Source organism: Parabacteroides sp. AF17-28 (genome assembly GCF_003479205.1).
GTDB lineage: Bacteria > Bacteroidota > Bacteroidia > Bacteroidales > Tannerellaceae > Parabacteroides > Parabacteroides acidifaciens.
In genome coordinates this window covers 47923-70077 of record NZ_QUGV01000001.1, presented here as the reverse complement: position 1 = coordinate 70077, position 22155 = coordinate 47923, and the positions used below count along the sequence as shown (strand labels likewise).

The following is a 22155-nucleotide window of genomic DNA, read 5'->3' as shown; positions in this document are numbered from 1 at the left end:
AAATGAGGTGCGCAGCCCGTTTCGAAAAGCGTGCAATTTGATTACCGAAAGGTAGAAACGCCGACAATGTGATAAACCTTAACTCCCGGAGAATCGAATATTTGCGGACGAAGACGGACAGCGTTCCAAATATCCCAAGGAAATTTTGAAGGCTTGTTGCCGTGAGGTGCGCAGAAAATTCCCTTGAAGTAACGCTTCATCGCTCTGAAGATTGACTTCGTACTATATGAAGTCCGACTTTAGAGCAACAAAGTTCCGGATCAGAGCGATAAAGTCCCTCTTCATGGCGATAAGGAGCCGGATCATAGGAAAAAGCTCCTTCTTGACGACTGAAAAGTGGGTTGACCTTTGTTTGAATTAGGGGACCTTTCGAGCTCAAAAAATGCGTTTTTTACAATAAGCCTTCTGCCGCAGGCTTTCCTTTTACCATTTCGTTTCAACGAACGGTTTTAGAGCTTAGAGGCAAAGCCTCTTCCTCTGTGAACTTCAGGAGGCTGTTTTGACACATCCTCTTGCTTGTAGATATTTGAAAGGGGTTTAAACCCACAGAGGAATCCGGCAAAGCCGGAAACTTATCAACTCGTTGATTGAAATCAACGGCAAAAGAGAGCCTGCGGCATGAGGCGATGCCTCATAAAGATAGTTCAGTTTTTCTTAAAATAAACAAGCGTGAAGGTCCTGACTCGTCAAGATCGCCTGCGGAATAGTATTGCAGTACTTCATGGGTTTATAGTGCCGTAAAGGAATGAATAACCTGGCAGATAGAATGAACGATGCGGGATGTGTGCTCCTTCGATACCTACCCGCTATTCATGTCACAGTCGTGAAACAAAAGATTACCGTTTGATCAGCACTGTCAGTCGCAGGGAGAGGTCGAAGAAGACCATTTTTGCATTTACGTTCTGTGTCACATGGCGTTCTGCCTTTGCCAATTCGTCCATGATGTCGATTACATTCCGCTCATTGATAAAAGGAGCGAACTTCACGGCGAAACCGGCTTCGTCCAGATTCATATAATTAAGTTCCGGCGATTGGAAACGGTACATGAAATTCTCGCGTATCAGATGTTGGCAGTAAGCCAGGAAGTTTTTTTGCCGTTCGCGGCCGATGCTTGCCAATACGTCCGCCATATCTTTCATGCCCCTGACATTCCGCGCCCAGGAGTTACGCATCATGCCTTTGAATTGTTCCAGATAGAACTTGTTCTCTTCCCCTAAGCTGATTGCTTCGACTGCTTTCAGGTAGCTGCCGTTTGCCAGGTGGGCGACATGCTTGGCGTCTTCGGGAGCCAACCCGAAGCGGGAGATCATAGAGGTTGTGATATCTTCTGGTTGAATGCCCCGCACATTGATACGCTGTGCACGCGAAAGAATCGTTCCTAAAACCAGGTCGGGAAGTTCCGATACCATCAGGATAACTGTGTTCTGTGGCGGTTCCTCAATGATTTTCAAAAGCTTGTTGGCACAGGTCGGATGCAGTTTTTCAGGCAGCCAGACCAGCAAGATCCGGTAGGTCGCTTCATATATTTTGAGGCTTAGCTTGCGGATAATTTCATCGCTTTCCTTCGAATAGATCAATGCCTGCGAATTGCCTGCATCGATATAATCCAGCCAGTTGTCAATATCGAAATAAGGACGGTCTTTCAGGAAACCCCGCCATTCGGTGAGGTAATCGTCGCAGACTTCCTTCTTCTTCTCTTTCTTGGAAATAATCGGAAACACGAAGTGGAGGTCCGGGTGTGCCAGTTCGTTGTACTTCAGACATGACGGGCAATAGCCGCAAGAATCCGTTTCCGTCCGGTCCGTGCAGTTCAAGTAACGTGCATAAGCCAATGCAAGAGGAAAAGCGCCTGCACCGCCCTGTTCCGTGAAAAGTTGTGCATGCGGGACGACGCCTGTTTGCGCCGATTGTATAAGTCGTTTTTTTATATCTTCCTGACCGATAATATCTTTGAAGTACATGTATGCTCCTTATTGAGTTGATAGAGCAAAGGTACGAATAATTTTTTCTTTGATGCCTTTCGCAATAAAAAGCAGGAGCAAAAAAGGATATAAAGCCAGATCCATTGCAATAAACAGAACGTATTTCATCTTCGTAAAAATTATAATTTTACCAGTAAGACGGTGATGTCTCGAAAAACCCCTATTCAATAACAATCTTTTTTTTCATTTTGTTGCATAACTTCTGATATTTTGTCGATTTTATCCGGGTGAGGTTTTTACCAATTGGATGACTCTTCTTTTTATATCATTCCGGTTTGTGACAAAATGTAATATTTTATTGGGCTTTATTTGGTTTTGTAGGTCTGATTTATACTTTTGTATTATTTTGTTTTGCCACTTTGATTTCAAAATGATAGTTCTTATCTTTGCGTTGTGAAGAATAACAAATAAACTCTGGCAGTATTATGAATGTATGCAAAAATGACGCTTCTATTCTGATTATATATACAGGCGGTACTATCGGAATGATAGAAAACCCGGAAACAGGCTCTTTGGAAGCCTTTAATTTTGAGCATTTGGAAGAACACGTCCCTGAACTGAAAAATCTTGGATATAAAGTCTCTTCCATCCAGTTTAATCCTCCGATGGATTCTTCGGAAATGGGACCGGATTCATGGATGAAGATTGTACAGATCATCGCGGAAAACTATCATGACTATGATGGTTTTGTCGTGTTGCATGGGACTGATACGATGGCGTTTACCGCATCCGCCCTGAGTTTTATGCTCGAGAACCTGAGCAAACCGGTAATCCTGACCGGCTCGCAGCTTCCGATCGGCATGCTTCGTACGGATGGAAAGGAAAATCTGATTACAGCAATAGAGATTGCCGCTGCCCGGGAAAACGATATGCCGTTGGTGCCCGAAGTCTGTATTTTCTTTGAGAACGATCTTTTGCGTGGAAACCGGACCAGCAAGACGAATGCCGATAATTTCAATGCTTTCCGTTCCTATAATTATCCGCCGTTGGCGCATGCCGGCATTTCGATTAAATATGATTTTCCCCAGATTTATCATCCGGTATCCAGAAAGCCGTTGAAGCCTCATTATCTGTTGGACCGGAATATTGCTATTCTGAAGATTTTCCCCGGAATCTCTCCACTGGTGGTGGAAAGCATCCTGAATATTCCCGGATTGAAAGGTGTCGTGATGGAGACGTTCGGCAGCGGGAATGCTCCCGGATATGACTGGCTATTGGAAATGCTGAAAGATGCGGTCGACCGGGGCATTGTCATTGTCAATGTCACACAATGCCTGGCCGGGAGCGTGGAAATGCACCGCTATGAAACCGGACGAAGATTGCTGGACGCCGGTGTCGTGAGCGGTTACGACAGTACGACCGAATGTGCGGTTGCCAAACTGATGTTCCTGTTCGGTCACGGCATGACACCGGACGAAGTAAAGGAACATCTGAATTGCTCGCTGATCGGAGAGATTACTATTGTTTGAAAATATATTTCATGAGCATGGAAACATATTTTCATGGGCATGGAAATATTGTTTTATGCCCATGAAAAGAATTCCGTATTTCAATAGACCTCTTTTGCCACCTTATAGACGCTATCCGAAGCCATCATCGTATAGAAATGCAGACTCGGAACGCCATGCGCAATCAGGTCTTTGCATTGCTGGATGCACCATTCGACACCGACGGCCTTTGCCTCTTCGTCAGTCTTGCATTTGCGAAGCTCTGTTGCGAACGGTTCGGGGATGTCCGAACGGAATATCTTAGGCAGGACGGTCAGTTGGTTCTTAAATACGATCGGCTTGATTCCGGGAATAATGGGGACTGTAATGCCTTCCGCACGGCAACGGTCAACGAATGAGTAATATTTCTCGTTGTCGAAAAACATTTGTGTCACCAGATAATCCGCCCCGTTCTTTACTTTCTCTTTCAGATAGAAAATATCCGATTCCATATTGGGCGCCTCTTCATGCTTTTCCGGATAGCAAGCCATTCCGTAAGAGTACGGGGTTTCGTTCGCCTCAAATCTCGATCCGTCCAGGGCAATACCTTTATTGAAGTTGTTCACTTGTTCCTGAAGGTCGGTTGCATGTTCGTGATACAGGTCCGTGTTTTGTCCGGCTTCGATTGTTTTCACATCTCCGCGAAGCAGCAACAGGTCGTACACGCCTAAAAAGTTCAGGTCGATCAGTGCATATTCCGTCTCGTCCTTCGTGAATCCCTTACATATAATATGAGGCACAGCCGTGATGTTATATTTATTCTGGATAGCCGAAGCGATGGCAACCGAACCGGGGCGTTTGCGGATATTCACCTTCTGGATGCTGCCGTCCGGCAACGTCTTATAAATATATTCGCTGTGGTGAGACGTTATATTAATGTATTTAGGATCGAATTCTATCAGTTTGTCTATGACATTATAGACTTTCTGTATGCTGTTCCCTTTCAGTGGAGGAAGTATTTCAAATGAAAAAGCAGTGCTCTTGCTATTATTGATCAGATCGATTACTTTCATATTGTGCTATATTTTGCCACAAAAGTAATAAATCCTACCTGTTCCTGCAATCTGAGATTATAAAATCCTCGGATTTAAAGTTGCTGTAATACCTTCCGGAAATTGCCGTGAACCGCAAAACACAATAATCCGGGTCTGTTACTCCCTCCGGATAATACATTGTGTCGCCGTCTTGCCAGATCATTTCTTTGCTGGCATTGTCGGTCAGGACTTCCATTGTGCCGCGCAGCATGACGCCCCGGAAGAAACGCCTGTCGCAGAAGTATATGCAGGCATGGTTATCTTTCAGATACTGGGCGACGCACCTGGATGACGTATTCGTAGTAAAATAGAATGTTTGAATCCCTTCACGTTTCCGGGGCTGTAACATGGCTTTTATATTCGGGAATCCTTCCGCATCTATCGAGCCGATAAAAGAAATAGACTGTTTGTCGGCTATGGCTCCAATTGTTTTTTCTACATCTTTCATTGTGTTCTGTTTTATTGATTAATATTATCTTTTTCCTGTTTTTATTACAGGACGAAATTAGTAAATATAGGGATACGCTCCTAATATCTAAATCTTCTATACCCGGTGGCCTTTAAATAAATTGCTAATAATCAGAATAATGAAAGGATTTTATTCGTGTGTTAATGCCGATTGTCTTGTTGGCCGATAATTATAAGCCGTATGATCGACGGTTATCGGCATCGGATTAGTTGCCGGGGAAATTTCAGATACATCCCGGTCTATTTTCAAATAGGTTTAGGTGAAGACTTTCTTTTAGCGGCTTTTTTGTTTCGATCTGTCGTTTTATTAATATCTTTGCGTTCAATAATCTAATTACGATAAGATATGGAAAATATGAATTGGTCTGATCTGGCATTCGGTTATATGAAGACAGACTATAATGTAAGGTGTTACTATCGAGATGGTAAATGGGGGGAGCTGGAAGTGAGTTCTTCCGAAATCATTAATATTCATATGGCGGCTACTTGTCTGCATTATGGACAGGAGTCGTTTGAAGGGCTGAAAGCGTTCAAAGGGAAAGACGGCAAGATCCGTGTGTTCCGTATGGACGAGAACGGTAAACGTATGCAGTCTTCCAGCCGTGGCATCAAGATGGCTGAACTGCCCGTCGAGATGTTCGAGGAAGCGGTCCGCAAGGTGGTGAAGCTGAACGAACGTTTTGTTCCGCCTTATGAAAGCGGCGCAGCCTTGTATATCCGTCCGTTGATGATCGGTTTGGGCGCGCAGGTGGGCGTGAAACCGGCTCCCGAATATATGTTCATGGTATTTGTTACTCCGGTAGGACCGTATTTCAAAGGCGGTTTCAAACCTTCCAAAGTGTGTATCATGCGCGAATACGACCGTGCTGCCCCACAGGGAACCGGTACAATCAAAGTGGGCGGTAACTATGCAGCCAGCCTGGTTGCCGGTGAAAGAGCTCACGAACTGGGTTATGCAGCTGTTCTGTATCTGGACCCGAAAGAAAAGAAATATCTGGACGAATGCGGTCCGGCTAACTTCTTCGGTATTCGCGGCAACAGCTATATCACTCCGCAATCCCATTCGATCCTGCCTTCTATTACGAACAAGAGTTTGCAACAGTTGGCTGCTGATATGGGCCTGACAGTGGAACGCCGTCCGATCCCGGTAGAAGAAATCGCTACATTCGACGAAGCTGCCGAATGCGGAACAGCTGCCGTTATCGCTCCGATCTCGCAGATCGACGACCTGGATATTAATAAATCGTATGTTATCGCCAAAGACGGCAAGCCGGGTCCTGTGTGCGAAAAGCTATACAATAAATTGCGTGCTATTCAATATGGTGACGAGCCTGATACGTATGGTTGGGTCACGGTAATTGAATAAGTAGTTTGAACATTGGAAATTGAAAATTGAGAATGCCGTTTGTTAGTTTGAACTTTATCTTTTTATAATAAAATTGCAATCTCGGCATTGCAAATAAGAAAAGATTCTTATCTTTGTGCCGGTAATTTTCAATTTTTAATTTTCAATTTTCAATTACCAAGTGGAATCATTCTTTAAAACACATAAATACCTGGTAGAGCACTTGTATTCGCCGGTTCGCAGAGGACTGATGGATGAGATCGACTGGAACGACCGGTTGATCGGCATAAAAGGTTCCCGCGGAGTAGGGAAGACGACTTTTCTGCTGGATTATGCCCGTGAACATTTTGGTGCGGATAATAAGGAGTGTCTCTACATCAATCTGAATCATTTTTATTTCACGGAACGTACGCTGGTCGATTTTGCTTCTGAATTCAGGGCAAAGGGAGGAAAAGTGCTGCTGATTGATCAGGTATTCAAATATTCGGGATGGTCCAAAGAACTCCGGTATTGCTTTGATAACTTCACAGATCTGAAGATCATATTTTCCGGTTCGTCCGTGATGCGGTTGAAAGAAGAAAATCCGGATCTGTCGGGCAAGGTGGTTTCTTATAACCTGAGAGGTTTTTCATTCCGTGAGTTTTTTAACCTGATGTCCGGGAATAGTTTTCCGGCATACACATTTGATGAAATATTGGTGGGCCACCAGGAGATTGCGAAAGGAATCTGTTCGGTGGGGAAACCGATGGCATATTTTCAGGATTATCTGCATCATGGTTTTTATCCGTTCTTCTTAGAGAAACGCAATTTCTCGGAGAACCTGCTGAAAACGATGAATATGATGCTGGAAGTAGACGTGTTATACATAAAACAAATCGAACAAAGCTATCTGCCAAAACTGCGGAAACTGCTTTACCTGTTGGCGATAAGTGCCCCTTGTACGCCCAATGTAAGCCAGTTGAGCAAGGATATAGAAACGTCAAGAGCTACGGTGATGAACTATATCAAATACCTGACTGATGCCCGTTTGATGAATATGCTTTATCCGGTGGGAGAGTCGTTCCCCAAGAAGCCGTCTAAGGTATATATGTACAACTCCAATCTGATGTATCCCATCCGGCCGATGGAAGTGAATATGCAGTCTGTGCGCGAATCATTCTTTTATAACCAGTTGTTGAAAGACAACAAACTGAATGAAGGCGGAAAGAATGCCCATTTCCTGGTGAACGGGACTTATAATTTCAGGATTGAAGAAAACATGAAAGTGAAGAACAACCCTGATTTGTATTATGCGATCGATAAGGTTGAAGTAGGAGAGGGCAACATGATCCCGCTTTGGCTTTTCGGCTTTTTATATTGAAATATTTTTAAATACTAATAGTAAGAGTCTATGACAAAACAGAAGAAATTTTTAACCTGTGATGGTAACCAGGCTGCTGCGCATATTTCCTATATGTTCAGTGAAGTTGCGGCTATTTACCCCATCACTCCGTCATCTACAATGGCAGAATATGTAGATGAATGGGCTGCTGCCGGACGTAAGAATATTTTCGGCGAAACTGTAATGGTGCAGGAAATGCAATCTGAAGGCGGTGCTGCCGGTGCAGTTCACGGTTCATTGCAGGCTGGTGCGCTGACTACGACTTACACAGCTTCTCAGGGTCTGTTGCTGATGATCCCGAACATGTACAAGATCGCAGGCGAATTGCTGCCTTGCGTATTCCACGTATCTGCCCGTACATTGGCTTCACACGCACTGTGTATTTTTGGCGACCACCAGGACGTTATGTCTGCCCGTCAGACAGGTTTTGCTATGTTGGCTGAAGGTTCTGTACAGGAAGTTATGGACCTGGCTGGTGTGGCTCACCTTTCTACAATCAAATCCCGTGTTCCTTTCGTGAACTTCTTCGACGGTTTCCGTACATCACACGAAATCCAGAAGATCGAAGCATTGGAAAATGAAGACCTGGCTCCGCTGATCGACCAGAAAGCGCTGGCTGAGTTCCGTGCACGTGCCTTGAATCCGAAGACTCCGGTTGCCCGTGGTATGGCTGAAAATCCTGACCACTTCTTTCAACACAGAGAATCAAGCAACTCTTACTATGAAGCAGTTCCTGCTATCGTAGAAGAATATATGAACGAACTCTCCAAGATCACAGGCCGCAAATACGGTTTGTTCGATTACTACGGAGCTGAAGATGCAGAACGCGTAATTATCGCAATGGGTTCTGTTACGGAAGCTGCACGCGAAGCTATCGACTATCTGACAGCTAAGGGTGAAAAAGTTGGTTTGGTATCCGTTCACTTGTATCGTCCGTTCTCGGCTAAACACTTCCTGGCAGCTGTTCCTAAGACTGCTAAGCGTATTGCTGTTCTGGATCGTACAAAAGAACCGGGTGCAACGGGCGAACCGCTGTATCTGGATGTAAAAGACTGCTTCTATGGCCAGGAAAATGCTCCGGTTATCGTAGGCGGCCGTTATGGTCTGGGTTCTAAGGACACGACTCCGGCTCAGATTCTTTCCGTATATGAAAACCTGGCATTGCCGATGCCGAAGAACCAGTTCACGCTGGGTATCGTAGACGATGTAACATTTACCTCTCTGCCTCAGAAAGAAGAAATCGCTTTGGGCGGCGAAGGTATGTTCGAAGCTAAGTTCTACGGTTTGGGTGCTGACGGTACGGTTGGTGCTAACAAAAACTCGGTTAAGATCATCGGTGATAATACAGATAAATATTGCCAGGCTTATTTCTCTTACGACTCTAAGAAATCAGGCGGTTTCACTTGTTCTCACCTGCGTTTCGGTGATCATCCGATCCGTTCTACCTATTTGGTGAACACTCCGAACTTCGTTGCTTGCCACGTTCAGGCTTATCTGCGTATGTACGATGTGACTCGCGGTTTGCGTGAGAATGGTACGTTCTTGCTGAACACAGTATGGAATGGCGAAGAACTGGCAAAACACCTGCCGAACAAGGTAAAACGCTATTTCGCTCAGAAAAATATTACTGTTTACTATATCAACGCTACACAGATTGCGTTGGAAATCGGTTTGGGCAACCGTACCAATACGATCCTCCAGTCTGCATTCTTCCGTATCACAGGCGTAATTCCTGTCGATCTGGCTATCGAACAGATGAAGAAATTCATCGTGAAGTCTTACGGTAAGAAGGGTGAAGACGTTGTAAACAAGAACTATGCTGCCGTAGACCGCGGTGGTGAATACACTCAGCTGACTGTTGATCCTGCATGGGCAAACCTGCCGGACGATGACGCTGTTGTTAACAACGATCCGGCGTTCATCAACGAAGTGGTTCGTCCTATCAATGCACAGGATGGCGACTTGTTGAAGGTTTCTGCTTTCAAAGGCATCGAAGACGGTACTTGGTATCAGGGCACTTCCAAATACGAAAAACGCGGTGTTGCCGCATTCGTTCCGGTTTGGAATGAAGCAAACTGTATCCAGTGTAACCAGTGTGCTTACGTTTGTCCTCACGCTTCTATCCGTCCGTTCGTATTGAATGACGAAGAACAGAAGGGCGCTAACTTCCCGATGCTGGATGTAAAGGCTCCGGCTACGATGAAGGGCATGAAGTTCCGTATGCAGGTTGACGTTCTCGACTGTTTAGGTTGCGGTAACTGTGCCGATATCTGTCCGGGCTTCAAGGGTAACAAGGCGTTGGCTATGGCTCCGCTGGAAGGCCAGCTGGCTGAAGCTGACAACTGGGCATACTGTGTGGCTAACGTAAGCTCTAAACAGAGCTTGGTAGACATCAAGTCTAACGTGAAGAACTCACAGTTCGCAACTCCGTTGTTCGAGTTCTCCGGCGCTTGCTCCGGCTGTGGTGAAACTCCGTATGTGAAACTGATTTCCCAGTTGTTCGGTGACCGCGAAATGGTTGCTAACGCAACAGGATGTTCTTCTATCTATTCAGGTTCTGTTCCTTCTACTCCGTACACAACAAACGAAAAGGGTGAAGGTCCTGCATGGGCTAACTCTCTGTTCGAGGACTTCTGTGAATTCGGTCTGGGTATGGAACTGGCTAATGAAAAGATGCGTTTGCGCCTGACAGACCTGATGAACAAGATCGGTGCCGGCGAGCATTCACCAGCTGAGATGAAAGAATTGGCTGCCGCATGGGTCGCTAATCAGAACGATGCTGACAAGACAAAAGAATTGGCTCCGCAGTTGATGGCTTTCGTGGAAGAAGGCATCAAGGCCGGTTGTCCGGTTTGTGCTCAGATCAAGGAACTGTCTCACTTCCTGGTAAAACGTTCACAGTGGATCATCGGTGGTGACGGTGCTTCTTACGATATCGGTTACGGAGGTCTTGACCATGTAATCGCTTCCGGTAAGAACGTAAATATCCTGGTTCTGGATACAGAGGTATATTCTAACACAGGCGGTCAGTCTTCTAAGGCTACTCCGGTTGGTGCAATCGCCAAGTTTGCCGCTTCCGGTAAGCGTGTCCGCAAGAAAGACCTGGGTCTGATGGCAACAACTTACGGTTACGTTTATGTTGCTCAGATCGCTATGGGGGCAGACCAGGCTCAGACATTGAAAGCGATCCGCGAAGCAGAAGCATACGACGGTCCTTCTTTGATTATCGCTTATGCTCCTTGTATCAACCACGGTTTGAAGAAAGGTATGGGTAAATCGCAGGCTGAAGAGAAAGAAGCTGTTGCATGTGGCTACTGGCACTTGTGGCGCTACAATCCTACTCTGGAAGCCGAAGGCAAGAACCCGTTCACCTTGGATTCTAAAGAACCGGATTGGAGCAAGTTCCAGGACTTCCTGAAAGGTGAAGTTCGTTTCGCTTCTGTAGCAAAACAATATCCGGCAGAAGCTGCCGAACTGTTTGCCGCTGCCGAAGAAAACGCAAAATGGCGTCTGCGCAGCTACAAACGTATGGCTGCTGAAAACTGGAGCGTGGAAGAGTAATTGATTCTTGTAGATAAGAGGGCTTTTATTCCCTCTTGATAGAATAGAAAAGTAAATAAGCAGAGTGTAGCGGATTAGCTGGGACAGCGTTCGTTACACTCTGCTTTGTATTATATTATTTATTCATGCCTGTATCCCAAATAATTAGTATTTTTGTGAGTGAAACGAATGAAACAAGAATAGTGTATCACCAATAGATTTGATAGACTGTTTGGAGCAATATATTTTAACAAGCTAAAAATAAAAGATGAAAACAGGTACTACTATTGACGATATTCTGACCGATAGATTGATTATACGGTTAGCGAAGCCGGATGATGCAGAAGAAATATATTCTTACCGTTCTGATACTATTGAAAACCGATATCAGGGATGGTTTCCCGAATCTGTTGAGGAAGTTCGTAATTATATCGCCAATATGCCCGTGAATATGGATATCGCAGATGCCTGTTTCCAGTTTGCCATTCTGGCTAAGAATGAAAATCGCCTGATCGGGGATATGGGAATAATTTTCACAGGACATGAAAGAATGCAGGTAGAGATCGGTTGTACGTTGAATAAAAAATTTCAAGGTAAAGGTTATGCAACCGAAGCATTGACGGCAATGGTAAACTGTTTTTTCGTGACATTAAAGAAACATCGTGTTATAGCATCTATTGACCCAAGAAACAGAGCTTCTATCCGACTAATTGAACGGCTGGGATTCAGGAAAGAAGCTCATTTCAAAGAAAGCTATTATCTACGCGGAGAATGGGTCGATGATATAATATACGCTATGCTCAGAACAGAGTGGATTGAAAATCTAAAATAAGTAGTATCTTTACGATATTGAATCTATAATTAATTTTCTTATTATGAAAAAGTATTTGGCAGAAATGATCGGTACGATGGTTCTGGTACTGATGGGATGCGGTAGCGCAATTTTTAATGGCGGATGTGGAACTCCCGCACAGGTATTAATGGTTGCGATGGCGTTCGGACTTTCGGTTGTGGCGATGGCTTATACAATTGGCGGGACTTCAGGATGCCATATTAATCCGGCTATTACGTTGGGGTGTATGTTGTCAGGCCGGATGAAATCAAAGGAAGGCCTTATGTATATGCTGTTCCAGGTGATCGGAGCCTTGATCGGTTCCACGATTCTGTGGATACTTACCTCTAATATCGATATGGAATATGCGACAACGACAGGAGCTAATTCGTGTGCTCCGGGTGTCGGGATTGCCGGCGGCCTGATTGCGGAAATCGTCTTTACATTTGTTTTTGTGCTGGTCGTATTGGGTACGACTGATGCGAAGAAAGGGGCGGGCAATTTTGCCGGATTGGCTATCGGTCTGTCTCTTGTCCTGGTGCACATTGTTTGCATACCTCTTACGGGTACATCCGTAAACCCCGCCCGTAGTATCGGTCCGGCTTTGTTTGCCGGTGGAGAGGCTTTGTCGCAGTTATGGCTGTTTATCGTAGCTCCGTTAATCGGTGCGGCTTTGTCTGCCGGAGTGTGGAAAATGGTTGCTGAGAAAGAATAGAATTTAAAGAAACATAATTGAGGCGGAATCTTCATTGAGGCGGAATCTTCGAAAGAGGATTCCGCTTTTTGTAACCAAAGGAGCCGTTTAAAATACAGGGATTGAATAGACCAGTCCCAGCGAAATGCGATGTGTGTCGGGGGCGATGGCTCCCATGTCAAGGGCCGGCCTTTCGAGTTTCACGCCCCGGTACGTGTAGAGCAGGAAGATGAAGAGGTCGCTTTGCTTGATCGGGAAAAACTCGATGCTGCTTTGTGCGTTCCAGGAACGGCGGTACATGCCTTTGGCGAACGGGCCGTTTGCCTTGTAGACGCGTCCGGTTTCGTATGCGCCTTTCACATAGACGTTCCAGCGCGGATGGATGCGGTAATCGACATCGGCGATGATAGACAGGTATTCGGTGTTGCAAGCTGTCTGTGCAATTGCAGGCAGGCGGCTGATGACACCATGTTGGTCCAGTCCTTGCCGCGTGTACATAATATCCAAGTAAGTGAGCAACGGCCCTTTCTCGACCGTATTGCCGCAGGTGAAGTAGTAAGAATAACGCTTCTGCGTCTGCTGTCCCATCGCGGCTGCATAGCGGAGTTGCAGGACACGGTCGAAATAATAACTGTTCCAGTTCACCGTGTACATGAAAGGCACTTTCGCCTCCCGTGTGTTCTCAGGCAGTCCGGTCGGATAGATCTCATCGTCCTGGCCGCTCCGGTTGTTGACGATCTGGAAGCAAATCTCCTGGTTTGTGTTGACTTGCCAGTTGCCCGATATACCTGCCTGGTAACAAGTCAGCAGGTTATTGAACTCACTGAACTCGCGCACTTTTATCGAATTGACATAATACTCATATCCTCCGAAGTTCACGAACTGTTTACCTATCGTAAAGCCAAATTTGTCATGCACTTTCAGGTTGACATAAGCTAATTCGAGCGAAGACGAAAGATTGTCTAACGAATAAGGGTCCGAATATTTGTTGAACGACTGACGATAATGATAGGAGAGGTTTTTCCATACATCTCCTTTTATTTCCAACCGGACACGGTTTAGCTTGAAATTCATGCCGTCGAAGTTGGATCCGGTGAAGTTGGCGTTGGCCGAAGTGAACAGCTGGAAATTCATTTCCGCACTTTCGATCAACTTCTTTCCTCCCGTGAGGCGTTCAACGAGCGTCGGTTCCTGTCCCGGAGTGGATTCCTTTTCAACTTCTTGTGCCAAAACCGATTGGACCGATAATAATAGTATTGTCAATAAGTAAAGATGTGTTTTCATGTTTGCAATTGAAATATTTTAGCGTTCAAATATAGTAATTTTCCACAACCTTTGGAAATCCGTATTTATTCTTACCTTTGCCTAAGGTTTTTAATATGGTAAAGAGTTTAGGTTATGATTAAGGCAGTTTTTTTTGATATCGACGGGACGTTAGTCAGTTTTAAGACACATGTTGTTCCCAAGTCGACTCTTCATGCGCTTGAATTATTGAAGAAAAAAGGAATTAAAGTGTTTATCGCTACCGGCCGTCATCGCAGCTCCATTAATAATTTAGGCGATCTCGAGTTTGACGGTTATGTGACGCTGAACGGCGGTTATGTGTTTGCCGGAAAGGACGATGTGATCTATAAACATAGCATTCCGGATAAGGATATTGAAGCGCTGGTGCGCTATCAGAATCAGGAAGGCGAGTTCCCATGCGCCTTTGTGCAGGAAAATGAGATTTTCATGAACTATACGGATAAGGCGGTGAACGACGTGTTTCATCTGCTGAATTTCCCTGCGCCTCCTATCCGTCCGATAGAAGATATTTATGGAAAGACGGTTTACCAGTTGATCGCTTTCTTTACGGCAGAACAGGAAAAGCGTATTATGAAAGTCTTGTCCCATTGTGAGTCTACACGCTGGAATCCGTTGTTTACAGATGTTGTGCCGCACGGAAGCAGTAAGCGTGTCGGCATCGACAAGATGCTGGAACATTTCCATATCGGCTTGGACGAATGTATGGCTTTTGGTGACGGAGGCAATGACATCCAGATGCTTAGCCATGTCGGCATCGGTGTGGCAATGGGAAATGCGTCAGAAGAGGTAATGAAGTCGGCCGCCTATGTGACGACTTCCGTCGATGAGAACGGTATCTACAATGCACTGAAACATTTCAACATAATTTGATTTTGAACTGTTATATAAAAAAATAGGGGAGATTATGATAGACGAACTATTAAGATTCAATCGTGAATTTGTAAAGAATAAAGGATATGAGAAGTTTATCACCAACAAATATCCTGATAAGAAAATAGCGATCGTGTCCTGTATGGATACCCGCCTGACGGAGTTGTTGCCCGCCGCTTTGGGCATAAAGAACGGCGATGTCAAGATTATCAAGAATGCGGGAGCTATCATATCCCATCCTTTCGGCAGTGTGATCCGGAGCCTGTTGGTCGCCATTTATGAATTGGGTGTGAACGAAGTGATGATTATCGGACATACTGACTGCGGCGCCAAGCATATGGACAGCGAACAGATGATCGAGGTGATGAAGAAAAGGGGAATCCCTTCGGAGCATATCGATATGATGCGCTATTGCGGCATTGACTTCAAGTCCTGGTTGCGCGGGTTCGACACACCGGAAAGTTCAGTCCGCGAGACTGTGTCGCAAGTGCGAAACCATCCGCTGATCCCATTGGATATAACGGTTAGCGGATTTGTAATCGACTCGACAACAGGCGAGTTAACTCCGGTCGTTTGATTGGGAAACAGGACTGGATAGACTTGGGTGAAAACTTAAAAATGTATAAACGTGCAAGAAAAACTATGTTTTACAGCATTATTTTAAATAAAATGCTTATCTTTGCACTGTAAACAAAAAGAAAGAGAAAGTTTAGGTTTAGTTATTATTAATCGTTCTCCAAGCGTGGGGAACTTAAATGAGTAAAATTATGATGATGAGAGAAAATGAAAAAAGTATGCGTACTTTAGCGATGTTGCGTTATCAGGCTGATCGTTATCAGTCCGTTGGAAATGGTTCAATGTGTCAGCGAGTAAATGCTGAGATCCGCAGATTGATGAACCAAATGAGCGAAAGCTCTAAAAATTGAGTATTAAACAAGTAAATAATTTGTATTGATGTTGTCTCTCCACCCTTGTCTTTAGAAAGACAGGTGAGAGATAGATGCAGAGGAGGCATTCGACGCTTAAGAGATAGCGGAGTTTGGCCTTTTTTTTATTTCTATCTATTTAATATCCTCTTCCTTTCATGTATCCTTTATTCGATCGTATAATTTTTTCCATATAATTTATTTATCCACATCGCAAAGAGTTTGTCGGTCACAGAAAACACCTTGTTGATCTCCGTGATGATATCTTTTTCGAGTAATTTCTTCGTGGCGGACTGTACCGAACTGGCTGAGGCAAGACTGTGCTGTTTTATAAATTGGGCTGAGGTGATGCGTTCTGCCTCTCCGTCTTTGGCGATAGCGTAAAGCAGCTCTTTCTGTTTTTCGGGAATGTTCGACAGTATCTCGCGGAAAATCGTGTCGTTTGATGCGATCATGTTGTCAATGGCTGCTCGGATCGTTTCGAGGGTGCATTCTCCGCTTTCCGGTGTATCGGCAAAAGCTTCATTAAAGGTTTTCTGAATATAGTAGGTGTGCCCTTTAAAGAAACGATAAGCCTTTTCCACGTTTGCAGCTTCAATATGGCGTTTCCGGTTCTTGAAATGCCCGACAATGAATGGGATATATATATCCGGCACGATTGCCTTTAGTTCCAGCATATCCGCACTGTGGTAGAACGGTCGGGCTGCTGAAAGAAACATCTCCTGCATCATATGGCGTTCGCTACCCGCAAAAATGAAATTACAGTTGCGGATTTTCTGAATGTGGGTGCGTAGCAACGCCTCTATATTCTTTTCCGGGTATTTGGCTACCTGCTGAAATTCGTCGATGGCCACAATACAAGGTTTGTCTGCAGAGGCCAGATAGCGGAAAATCTCATCCAAAGTATATTCGGGCCGGTCGATGTCGCCCAATTCGACATTGAAAGTCGGCAGATTGGTCAACGGATCGAATCCGAATTTTCCACTGATCGATTTAATGGTCTGAATGAACATATTAGTCATTTTCCGGCTGCGAGGCAACAATGTTTCGTAAATCTCGCGCCCCAGCAAGTAAGTAAACTCCCTGAGGCTCGATGTATGGAGAATATCGATGAAAAAAGAATAATACTCGTCTTTAATCTCCGGTTTTTCGTAGCAGAACTGGATCAAGCCGGTCTTGCCCATACGTCGTGGCGATATGATGACCATATTGTTTCCGTTTGTTATGGATTTGACCAGCCGCATGGATTCTTCGATACGGTCGCAAAAGTATTCCTGTTCGATTTTGCCGGTTACTATAAATGGATTAATCTCTTTTCTCATCTGTGATTGCTTTTTGCAAATGTAATTATTTAAGTCGTATTATGCAAATAGAATAATAATAATCAATCACCCGGAGGAACGGCTATTCGTTGAAATCTTATTATCTTTGTAGTTGTAAAACTATAATCAGTAAAAACACAGTATCAAAATGAGAAAAGCGGGATTATTCTTAGTCTCCATAGCGCTAAGTGCTACATTGTGGGCCGAATCGCCCGAGAAGAAAGGGCTGGATGTGATTAATAAGACCAATGCGGAGGCCTATATCGGTTTCTTGGCAAGCGATGCCCTCGAAGGGCGCGAGGCCGGTTTCCGCGGTGGGCGTATTGCCGGCGAATATATTGTTTCCAATCTGAAGACGATGGGGATCGAGCCTTTGTTCGAGTCTTATTATCAGCCTTTCGATGCCTATAATAAAGAGCGCCAGAAGAGAGGGCGTTTCCAGGTTCATCCGGATTCGATCGCCAAGCTGAAGCAAGGTGTCCACCAGAAGTTGTCGATGAATAATATCTTGGGAAAGATCGAAGGCAAGAACCCGAACGAATATGTGATTATCGGCGCCCATTACGATCATTTGGGGATCGATCCGATGCTGGATGGCGACCAAATCTATAATGGCGCCGACGACAATGCATCCGGCGTTTCGGCTGTTTTACAGGTTGCAAAAGCGTTTTTGGCAACGGGCGTGCAGCCGGAGCGGACTGTGATCTTTGCTTTCTGGGACGGTGAGGAAAAAGGCCTGTTGGGTTCCAAATATTTTGTGCAGACATTCCCCGATATGGATAAAGTGAAAGGATATCTGAATTACGATATGATAGGCCGCAATAACGACGAGTCTAAACCGACGCACGTCGTCTATTTCTATACCGAGGCGCATCCTGCGTTTGGTGACTGGCTGAAGAACGATATCAAGAAATACGGTTTGAATCTGGCTCCGGATTATCGTCCGTGGGACAAGCCGGTAGGAGGGAGTGATAATGCTTCGTTTGCCTTGTTGGGTATTCCGGTTATCTGGTATCATACGGATGGCCATCCCGACTATCATATGCCGGGCGACCATGTGGAAAAAATCAATTGGAACAAAATCGTCGATATCACCAAAGCCTCTTTCCTGAATATGTGGAATCTGGCGAATGAGAAAGAGTATTAAATAATGCTATTCCTACCCCCTTATTGTATAAAACGCATTTTTCAGGCTCGAAAGACATCTGAAATTAAATAAATGTTAATCCACTTTTTTGACCTCAAAAAGGGACTTTTTCGCCTTTTTTGAGTGTTTACAGCAATTATGACCGTCCTCTTTGCCATTACGACCGTTCTAATGTGTAGTGCACTCGGCACCTCGCGAAGATTAGGACGGTCGTAATGGAGATTAGAACGGTCGTAATTGGAAAGAGGACCGTTGTAAGGGCAAAAAAGCCCCTGAATTTCCTTGGGATATTTGGGACGTCGTCCGTTTTATTTTCAAATATTCGATTCTCCGGGAGTTAAGCTTTATCACTTTGCCGCTGTTTTGGCCTTCTGATAATCAAATTGCACGTATTTCGGAGTGACCTCGGCACCTCATTTCATCTGGTGTCAGGTAGAGGGGTAAAACCATGAAAAGAGTCAATCCAAAATCGATCAAGATTTCGGACGAAATAGAAAAACGGCCGAAATGGGGGTTATTGTCTATTTTTTTATTTGCAAAAGGTTCAAAACTTGCCGGAATAGAATCATCATTTATATGATAAGACACGAAAAGGCATTCGTTAGGAATGTCGATTTATTTCGTACCTTTGCCGCTCGTTTTATATAAGGTAATACATTAATAATATATGATTTCAATAGACGGACTAACAGTAGAGTTTGGCGGTAGTGCACTATTTTCAGATGTTTCTTTTGTCATTAACGAGAAAGACCGGATTGCCCTGATGGGTAAGAATGGGGCCGGTAAATCCACCTTGTTGAAGATATTGGCAGGCGTGCGTGAGGCTACTCGCGGAAAAGTATCCGCCCCGAAAGATACGGTGATCGCTTACCTGCCGCAGCATCTGATGACGGAAGACGGGCGTACGGTGTTTGAAGAGACTGCGCAGGCCTTTGCCCATTTGCACCGGATGGAGGCGGAGATTGCCGAACTGAACAAGGAGTTGGAAACGCGTACGGACTACGAATCGGACAGTTATATGGAACTGATCGAACGTGTTTCGACCCTGAGTGAGAAGTTCTATTCCATTGAAGAAATCAATTATGATGCCGACATAGAGAAAACGCTGTTGGGGCTGGGCTTTACCCGTGAAGACTTTACGCGTCAGACGAGCGAGTTCAGCGGTGGATGGCGTATGCGTATCGAGCTGGCCAAGCTGTTGCTGAAGAAGCCGGATGTGTTGCTGCTTGACGAGCCGACGAACCACCTCGATATCGAGTCTATCCAATGGCTGGAAGATTTCCTGATCGATAACGGGCAGGCGGTTGTCGTGATCAGCCACGACCGCGCCTTTGTCGACCATATCACCACCCGTACGATTGAAGTGACGATGGGCCGCATATACGACTATAAAGTGAATTACAGCCAATACCTGCAATTGCGCAAGGAACGCCGCGAACAGCAGCAGAAAGCCTACGACGAGCAGCAGAAGTTTATCGCTGAAACGAAGGAGTTTATCGAACGGTTCAAAGGTACCTATTCCAAGACTTTGCAGGTGCAGAGCCGTGTGAAGATGCTTGAAAAGCTGGAGATACTGGAAGTGGACGAAGAAGATACTTCCGCTCTGCGCCTGAAATTCCCGCCGTCGCCCCGTTCCGGCTCCTATCCGGTGATCATCGAGAATGTGGCGAAATCGTATGGCGAGCACACCGTCTTCCGTAATGCCAATCTGACGATCGAACGCGGCGACAAGATCGCTTTTGTCGGAAAGAACGGCGAGGGTAAATCTACGTTAGTGAAGTGTATCATGAAAGAAATCGAGCACGACGGCACACTGACGATCGGCCATAATGTGATGATCGGTTATTTCGCCCAGAACCAGGCTTCCTTGCTGGATGAAAACCTGACGGTGTTCCAGACGATAGATGATGTGGCTAAAGGCGATATCCGAAATAAAATCAAGGACCTGTTAGGAGCCTTTATGTTTGGCGGCGAGAACTCGGCGAAGAAAGTGAAAGTGCTTTCGGGTGGCGAACGGACGCGTCTGGCGATGATCAAGTTGTTGCTCGAACCGGTCAACCTGTTGATTCTCGACGAGCCGACGAACCACTTGGATATGAAAACGAAAGACATCCTGAAACAGGCCCTGCTGGACTTTGACGGAACGTTGATTGTCGTTTCGCACGACCGCGATTTTCTTGACGGGCTTGTTACCAAAGTATATGAGTTCGGCAACAAGGAAGTCACCGAACATCTGGAAGGAATCTACGAATTCCTGCAACGCAAGAAGATGGAGAACCTGAACGAGCTGGAACGGAAGAACTAAATCCGTATGCCCAATCCCAACATCAAGTCGTAAGTGGAGCTATCTACGCGCGGATAATACTTGTAGTTTGTCCGGCGCGAGAAATAGCGGTTTGTCAGCGTGATGTTCCACCGGTCTTTCAGTATGTAAGCTAATTTCATCGAGAAAATCGTCAGACGTGCATTTCCCTTGTCACCCTGGATGTTCAGGGTACTGGGGTCTGTTGTAGACCAGTCCATTTCCGGATTGTAGCCCTTCCATGTGAAGATATGGTAATTCTCCAAATTGAGCAGGAAAGCCAGCCGTTTGTCATAGATGATGCCGGCTCCGGCTTTTGTGCTGTAGCCGCTGCCTAAGTTGTAATCCCGTTCGCCGAGCAGCATATAATCGGACAGGCTGGCGCCCAGCGCAACGCCGTTGAGATAAAATTCGGAATATATATCAGTTTTGTCTCCCGGTGTCGCCTGCTTGTAGTAGATTAGACCGCCTCCTGCCGAGGCCGGTGCGGCGATGCGATAGGGCGGAACGGTCATGTCGCTTCCGTGGCGCAGTTCGGAATTGTAGAAGTCGAAATGCTGGAAGAACCCGGCGGAGAGGGTACGAGGTCCTTTCGTCCAAACCGTTTTTCCCCATAAGGCGCCGATGGCATTCACTTGGCTGACGACTGGTTGGGCGGATAACAGGTCGAGCCCGAAGTTAAAGCGGAACCATTCGTAAGGCGAATAGAAATCATCATTAATCGGTGTCCCGTAGTCGATACGGAAGTTAACATTTAAACTGGTTGTTCCCCGTTTCGATCCTTCCTGTTCAGCTAAAAAACGAGGTCCTGTCGTCACTACGAAGTTGACAGGGACGGAGCTGTAAGTACGTCCTTTGGAAGAACTGTGCCGCCAGGCTTCGCCCGAAATGATGCGGTTGAATGCACGGACGGGGGAGAGGATGCCCGACAGCACTTCGCGCCCTACACGTTCGGCTCCCGACGAGCGGTTGTCGATAAACAAATCGGACAGGCGGTAGGTGATTTCACCCAACTCGATCCCGCCGAATGTCGTTGCCAGCATGTCGTTGATCGAAGGCGGTTCGGTCTCCATAAAAAATTCCCACATCAAGCTACCGCCGGCTGCAAACGGGGCGGACTGCCAAAAATTCATCCCGTTACTGCGGGCCGCATTGAAATAGAGCGAACCGTGATAGGGGTGGGAGAACAGGTTTGTGGTGAACTGGTCGGTGTCCCAGACCGGGCCTTTCTTGAAGTTGCTTTTAATGGTGTGCCCGTTGATATAGGACCACTCTTCCTTCATGATAAAACGGTCGAATCCCCAAACAAGCATATTGAGCCCGAATGTTTCGGCTGCCGCTTTCCAGGGGCGGCGGGGTTGGAACAAGGTCGTATCACTGACGTAATAACGGTGTACAGTTTGAGGGATATAATCTTGTCCCCATGCCCAAGAGGACGAAAGCAGACAAATCAGTCCGGCTAATATAAATTTCTTCATTTTTCTCTTAATTAGATAATCATCAGCACATAATCAGGTACA

General features: G+C 45.6%; 17 protein-coding genes. 11 read left to right on the top strand and 6 right to left on the bottom strand.

Annotated elements, in window-relative coordinates; all coding sequences use genetic code 11:
• Nucleotides 1–836 precede the first annotated feature (836 nt).
• Nucleotides 837–1961, bottom strand: coding sequence for a DNA polymerase III subunit delta (locus DWW90_RS00430; RefSeq protein ID WP_122343580.1), 1125 nt, complete (start codon nucleotides 1959–1961; stop codon nucleotides 837–839).
• A gap of 446 nt (nucleotides 1962–2407) precedes the next feature.
• Here DWW90_RS00430 and DWW90_RS00420 point away from each other — a divergent pair, with 446 nt between their 5' ends.
• Complete coding sequence (locus DWW90_RS00420) at nucleotides 2408–3451, top strand: asparaginase (protein ID WP_122331983.1); 1044 nt, start codon at nucleotides 2408–2410, stop codon at nucleotides 3449–3451.
• An 80-nt stretch (nucleotides 3452–3531) separates the two neighbouring features.
• Here DWW90_RS00420 and metF read toward each other — a convergent pair whose 3' ends face one another.
• Nucleotides 3532–4482 carry a methylenetetrahydrofolate reductase [NAD(P)H] gene (gene metF / locus DWW90_RS00415; protein ID WP_115499782.1) on the bottom strand — a complete coding sequence of 317 codons (951 nt, stop codon included), beginning with the start codon at nucleotides 4480–4482 and terminating at the stop codon, nucleotides 3532–3534.
• 34 nt (nucleotides 4483–4516) lie between these two features.
• The gene (locus DWW90_RS00410; protein ID WP_122343578.1) at nucleotides 4517–4951 is read right to left on the bottom strand and encodes a pyridoxamine 5'-phosphate oxidase family protein; all 435 of its coding nucleotides are present in this window, start codon (nucleotides 4949–4951) and stop codon (nucleotides 4517–4519) included.
• Between the two features lie 366 nt (nucleotides 4952–5317).
• Between DWW90_RS00410 and DWW90_RS00405 the strand changes: the two genes are divergently transcribed.
• The 5 genes from DWW90_RS00405 (at nucleotide 5318) to DWW90_RS00385 (ending at nucleotide 12784) form a co-directional block, all read left to right on the top strand.
• Nucleotides 5318–6337: a branched-chain amino acid aminotransferase gene (locus DWW90_RS00405; protein WP_122331985.1), complete on the top strand. Its 1020-nt coding sequence runs from the start codon at nucleotides 5318–5320 to the stop codon at nucleotides 6335–6337.
• 160 nt (nucleotides 6338–6497) lie between these two features.
• Nucleotides 6498–7676 (top strand): ATP-binding protein, encoded by a 1179-nt coding sequence (locus tag DWW90_RS00400; protein WP_122331986.1) that lies wholly within the window; start codon nucleotides 6498–6500, stop codon nucleotides 7674–7676.
• 30 nt (nucleotides 7677–7706) lie between these two features.
• On the top strand, nucleotides 7707–11258 hold the full coding sequence (gene nifJ, locus DWW90_RS00395; RefSeq protein WP_122343577.1) for a pyruvate:ferredoxin (flavodoxin) oxidoreductase: 3552 nt from the start codon (nucleotides 7707–7709) through the stop codon (nucleotides 11256–11258).
• A 247-nt stretch (nucleotides 11259–11505) separates the two neighbouring features.
• Nucleotides 11506–12069: a GNAT family N-acetyltransferase gene (locus DWW90_RS00390; RefSeq protein ID WP_122343576.1), complete on the top strand. Its 564-nt coding sequence runs from the start codon at nucleotides 11506–11508 to the stop codon at nucleotides 12067–12069.
• A 43-nt stretch (nucleotides 12070–12112) separates the two neighbouring features.
• Complete coding sequence (locus DWW90_RS00385; protein WP_115499776.1) at nucleotides 12113–12784, top strand: MIP/aquaporin family protein; 672 nt, start codon at nucleotides 12113–12115, stop codon at nucleotides 12782–12784.
• A gap of 87 nt (nucleotides 12785–12871) precedes the next feature.
• Here DWW90_RS00385 and DWW90_RS00380 read toward each other — a convergent pair whose 3' ends face one another.
• The gene (locus DWW90_RS00380; RefSeq protein ID WP_122343575.1) at nucleotides 12872–14047 is read right to left on the bottom strand and encodes a porin; all 1176 of its coding nucleotides are present in this window, start codon (nucleotides 14045–14047) and stop codon (nucleotides 12872–12874) included.
• 114 nt (nucleotides 14048–14161) lie between these two features.
• Between DWW90_RS00380 and DWW90_RS00375 the strand changes: the two genes are divergently transcribed.
• The 3 genes from DWW90_RS00375 (at nucleotide 14162) to DWW90_RS20585 (ending at nucleotide 15864) form a co-directional block, all read left to right on the top strand.
• Nucleotides 14162–14938: a Cof-type HAD-IIB family hydrolase gene (locus DWW90_RS00375; protein ID WP_122343574.1), complete on the top strand. Its 777-nt coding sequence runs from the start codon at nucleotides 14162–14164 to the stop codon at nucleotides 14936–14938.
• Nucleotides 14939–14972: 34 nt separating this feature from the next.
• The gene (locus tag DWW90_RS00370; protein WP_122343573.1) at nucleotides 14973–15515 is read left to right on the top strand and encodes a carbonic anhydrase; all 543 of its coding nucleotides are present in this window, start codon (nucleotides 14973–14975) and stop codon (nucleotides 15513–15515) included.
• A 190-nt stretch (nucleotides 15516–15705) separates the two neighbouring features.
• On the top strand, nucleotides 15706–15864 hold the full coding sequence (locus DWW90_RS20585) for a hypothetical protein (RefSeq protein ID WP_167451669.1): 159 nt from the start codon (nucleotides 15706–15708) through the stop codon (nucleotides 15862–15864).
• Nucleotides 15865–16031: 167 nt separating this feature from the next.
• Here DWW90_RS20585 and DWW90_RS00365 read toward each other — a convergent pair whose 3' ends face one another.
• Nucleotides 16032–17186 carry an ATP-binding protein gene (locus DWW90_RS00365; protein ID WP_122343572.1) on the bottom strand — a complete coding sequence of 385 codons (1155 nt, stop codon included), beginning with the start codon at nucleotides 17184–17186 and terminating at the stop codon, nucleotides 16032–16034.
• A 148-nt stretch (nucleotides 17187–17334) separates the two neighbouring features.
• Between DWW90_RS00365 and DWW90_RS00360 the strand changes: the two genes are divergently transcribed.
• A complete protein-coding gene (locus tag DWW90_RS00360) occupies nucleotides 17335–18333 on the top strand; it encodes a M20/M25/M40 family metallo-hydrolase (protein WP_122343571.1) in 999 nt (332 codons plus the stop codon).
• Nucleotides 18334–19000: 667 nt separating this feature from the next.
• A complete protein-coding gene (locus DWW90_RS00355) occupies nucleotides 19001–20638 on the top strand; it encodes an ABC-F family ATP-binding cassette domain-containing protein (RefSeq protein ID WP_122343570.1) in 1638 nt (545 codons plus the stop codon).
• Here DWW90_RS00355 and DWW90_RS00350 read toward each other — a convergent pair.
• A complete protein-coding gene (locus DWW90_RS00350; RefSeq protein WP_122343569.1) occupies nucleotides 20635–22113 on the bottom strand; it encodes a DUF3943 domain-containing protein in 1479 nt (492 codons plus the stop codon). The genes DWW90_RS00355 and DWW90_RS00350 overlap by 4 nt on opposite strands.
• Nucleotides 22114–22155 lie beyond the last annotated feature (42 nt).

Excerpts from the sequence above, each read along its gene's own strand:
- DWW90_RS00350 (WP_122343569.1), bottom strand. The coding sequence starts at position 22,113 with ATGAAGAAATTTATATTAGCCGGACTGATTTGTCTGCTTTCGTCCTCT.
- DWW90_RS00410 (WP_122343578.1), bottom strand. The coding sequence starts at position 4,951 with ATGAAAGATGTAGAAAAAACAATTGGAGCCATAGCCGACAAACAGTCT.
- DWW90_RS00420 (WP_122331983.1), top strand. The coding sequence starts at position 2,408 with ATGAATGTATGCAAAAATGACGCTTCTATTCTGATTATATATACAGGC.
- DWW90_RS00405 (WP_122331985.1), top strand. The coding sequence starts at position 5,318 with ATGGAAAATATGAATTGGTCTGATCTGGCATTCGGTTATATGAAGACA.
- DWW90_RS00380 (WP_122343575.1), bottom strand. The coding sequence starts at position 14,047 with ATGAAAACACATCTTTACTTATTGACAATACTATTATTATCGGTCCAA.
- DWW90_RS00385 (WP_115499776.1), top strand. The coding sequence starts at position 12,113 with ATGAAAAAGTATTTGGCAGAAATGATCGGTACGATGGTTCTGGTACTG.
- DWW90_RS00370 (WP_122343573.1), top strand. The coding sequence starts at position 14,973 with ATGATAGACGAACTATTAAGATTCAATCGTGAATTTGTAAAGAATAAA.
- DWW90_RS20585 (WP_167451669.1), top strand. The coding sequence starts at position 15,706 with ATGATGATGAGAGAAAATGAAAAAAGTATGCGTACTTTAGCGATGTTG.
- metF (WP_115499782.1), bottom strand. The coding sequence starts at position 4,482 with ATGAAAGTAATCGATCTGATCAATAATAGCAAGAGCACTGCTTTTTCA.
- nifJ (WP_122343577.1), top strand. The coding sequence starts at position 7,707 with ATGACAAAACAGAAGAAATTTTTAACCTGTGATGGTAACCAGGCTGCT.
- DWW90_RS00355 (WP_122343570.1), top strand. The coding sequence starts at position 19,001 with ATGATTTCAATAGACGGACTAACAGTAGAGTTTGGCGGTAGTGCACTA.
- DWW90_RS00365 (WP_122343572.1), bottom strand. The coding sequence starts at position 17,186 with ATGAGAAAAGAGATTAATCCATTTATAGTAACCGGCAAAATCGAACAG.
- DWW90_RS00430 (WP_122343580.1), bottom strand. The coding sequence starts at position 1,961 with ATGTACTTCAAAGATATTATCGGTCAGGAAGATATAAAAAAACGACTT.
- DWW90_RS00390 (WP_122343576.1), top strand. The coding sequence starts at position 11,506 with ATGAAAACAGGTACTACTATTGACGATATTCTGACCGATAGATTGATT.
- DWW90_RS00360 (WP_122343571.1), top strand. The coding sequence starts at position 17,335 with ATGAGAAAAGCGGGATTATTCTTAGTCTCCATAGCGCTAAGTGCTACA.
- DWW90_RS00375 (WP_122343574.1), top strand. The coding sequence starts at position 14,162 with ATGATTAAGGCAGTTTTTTTTGATATCGACGGGACGTTAGTCAGTTTT.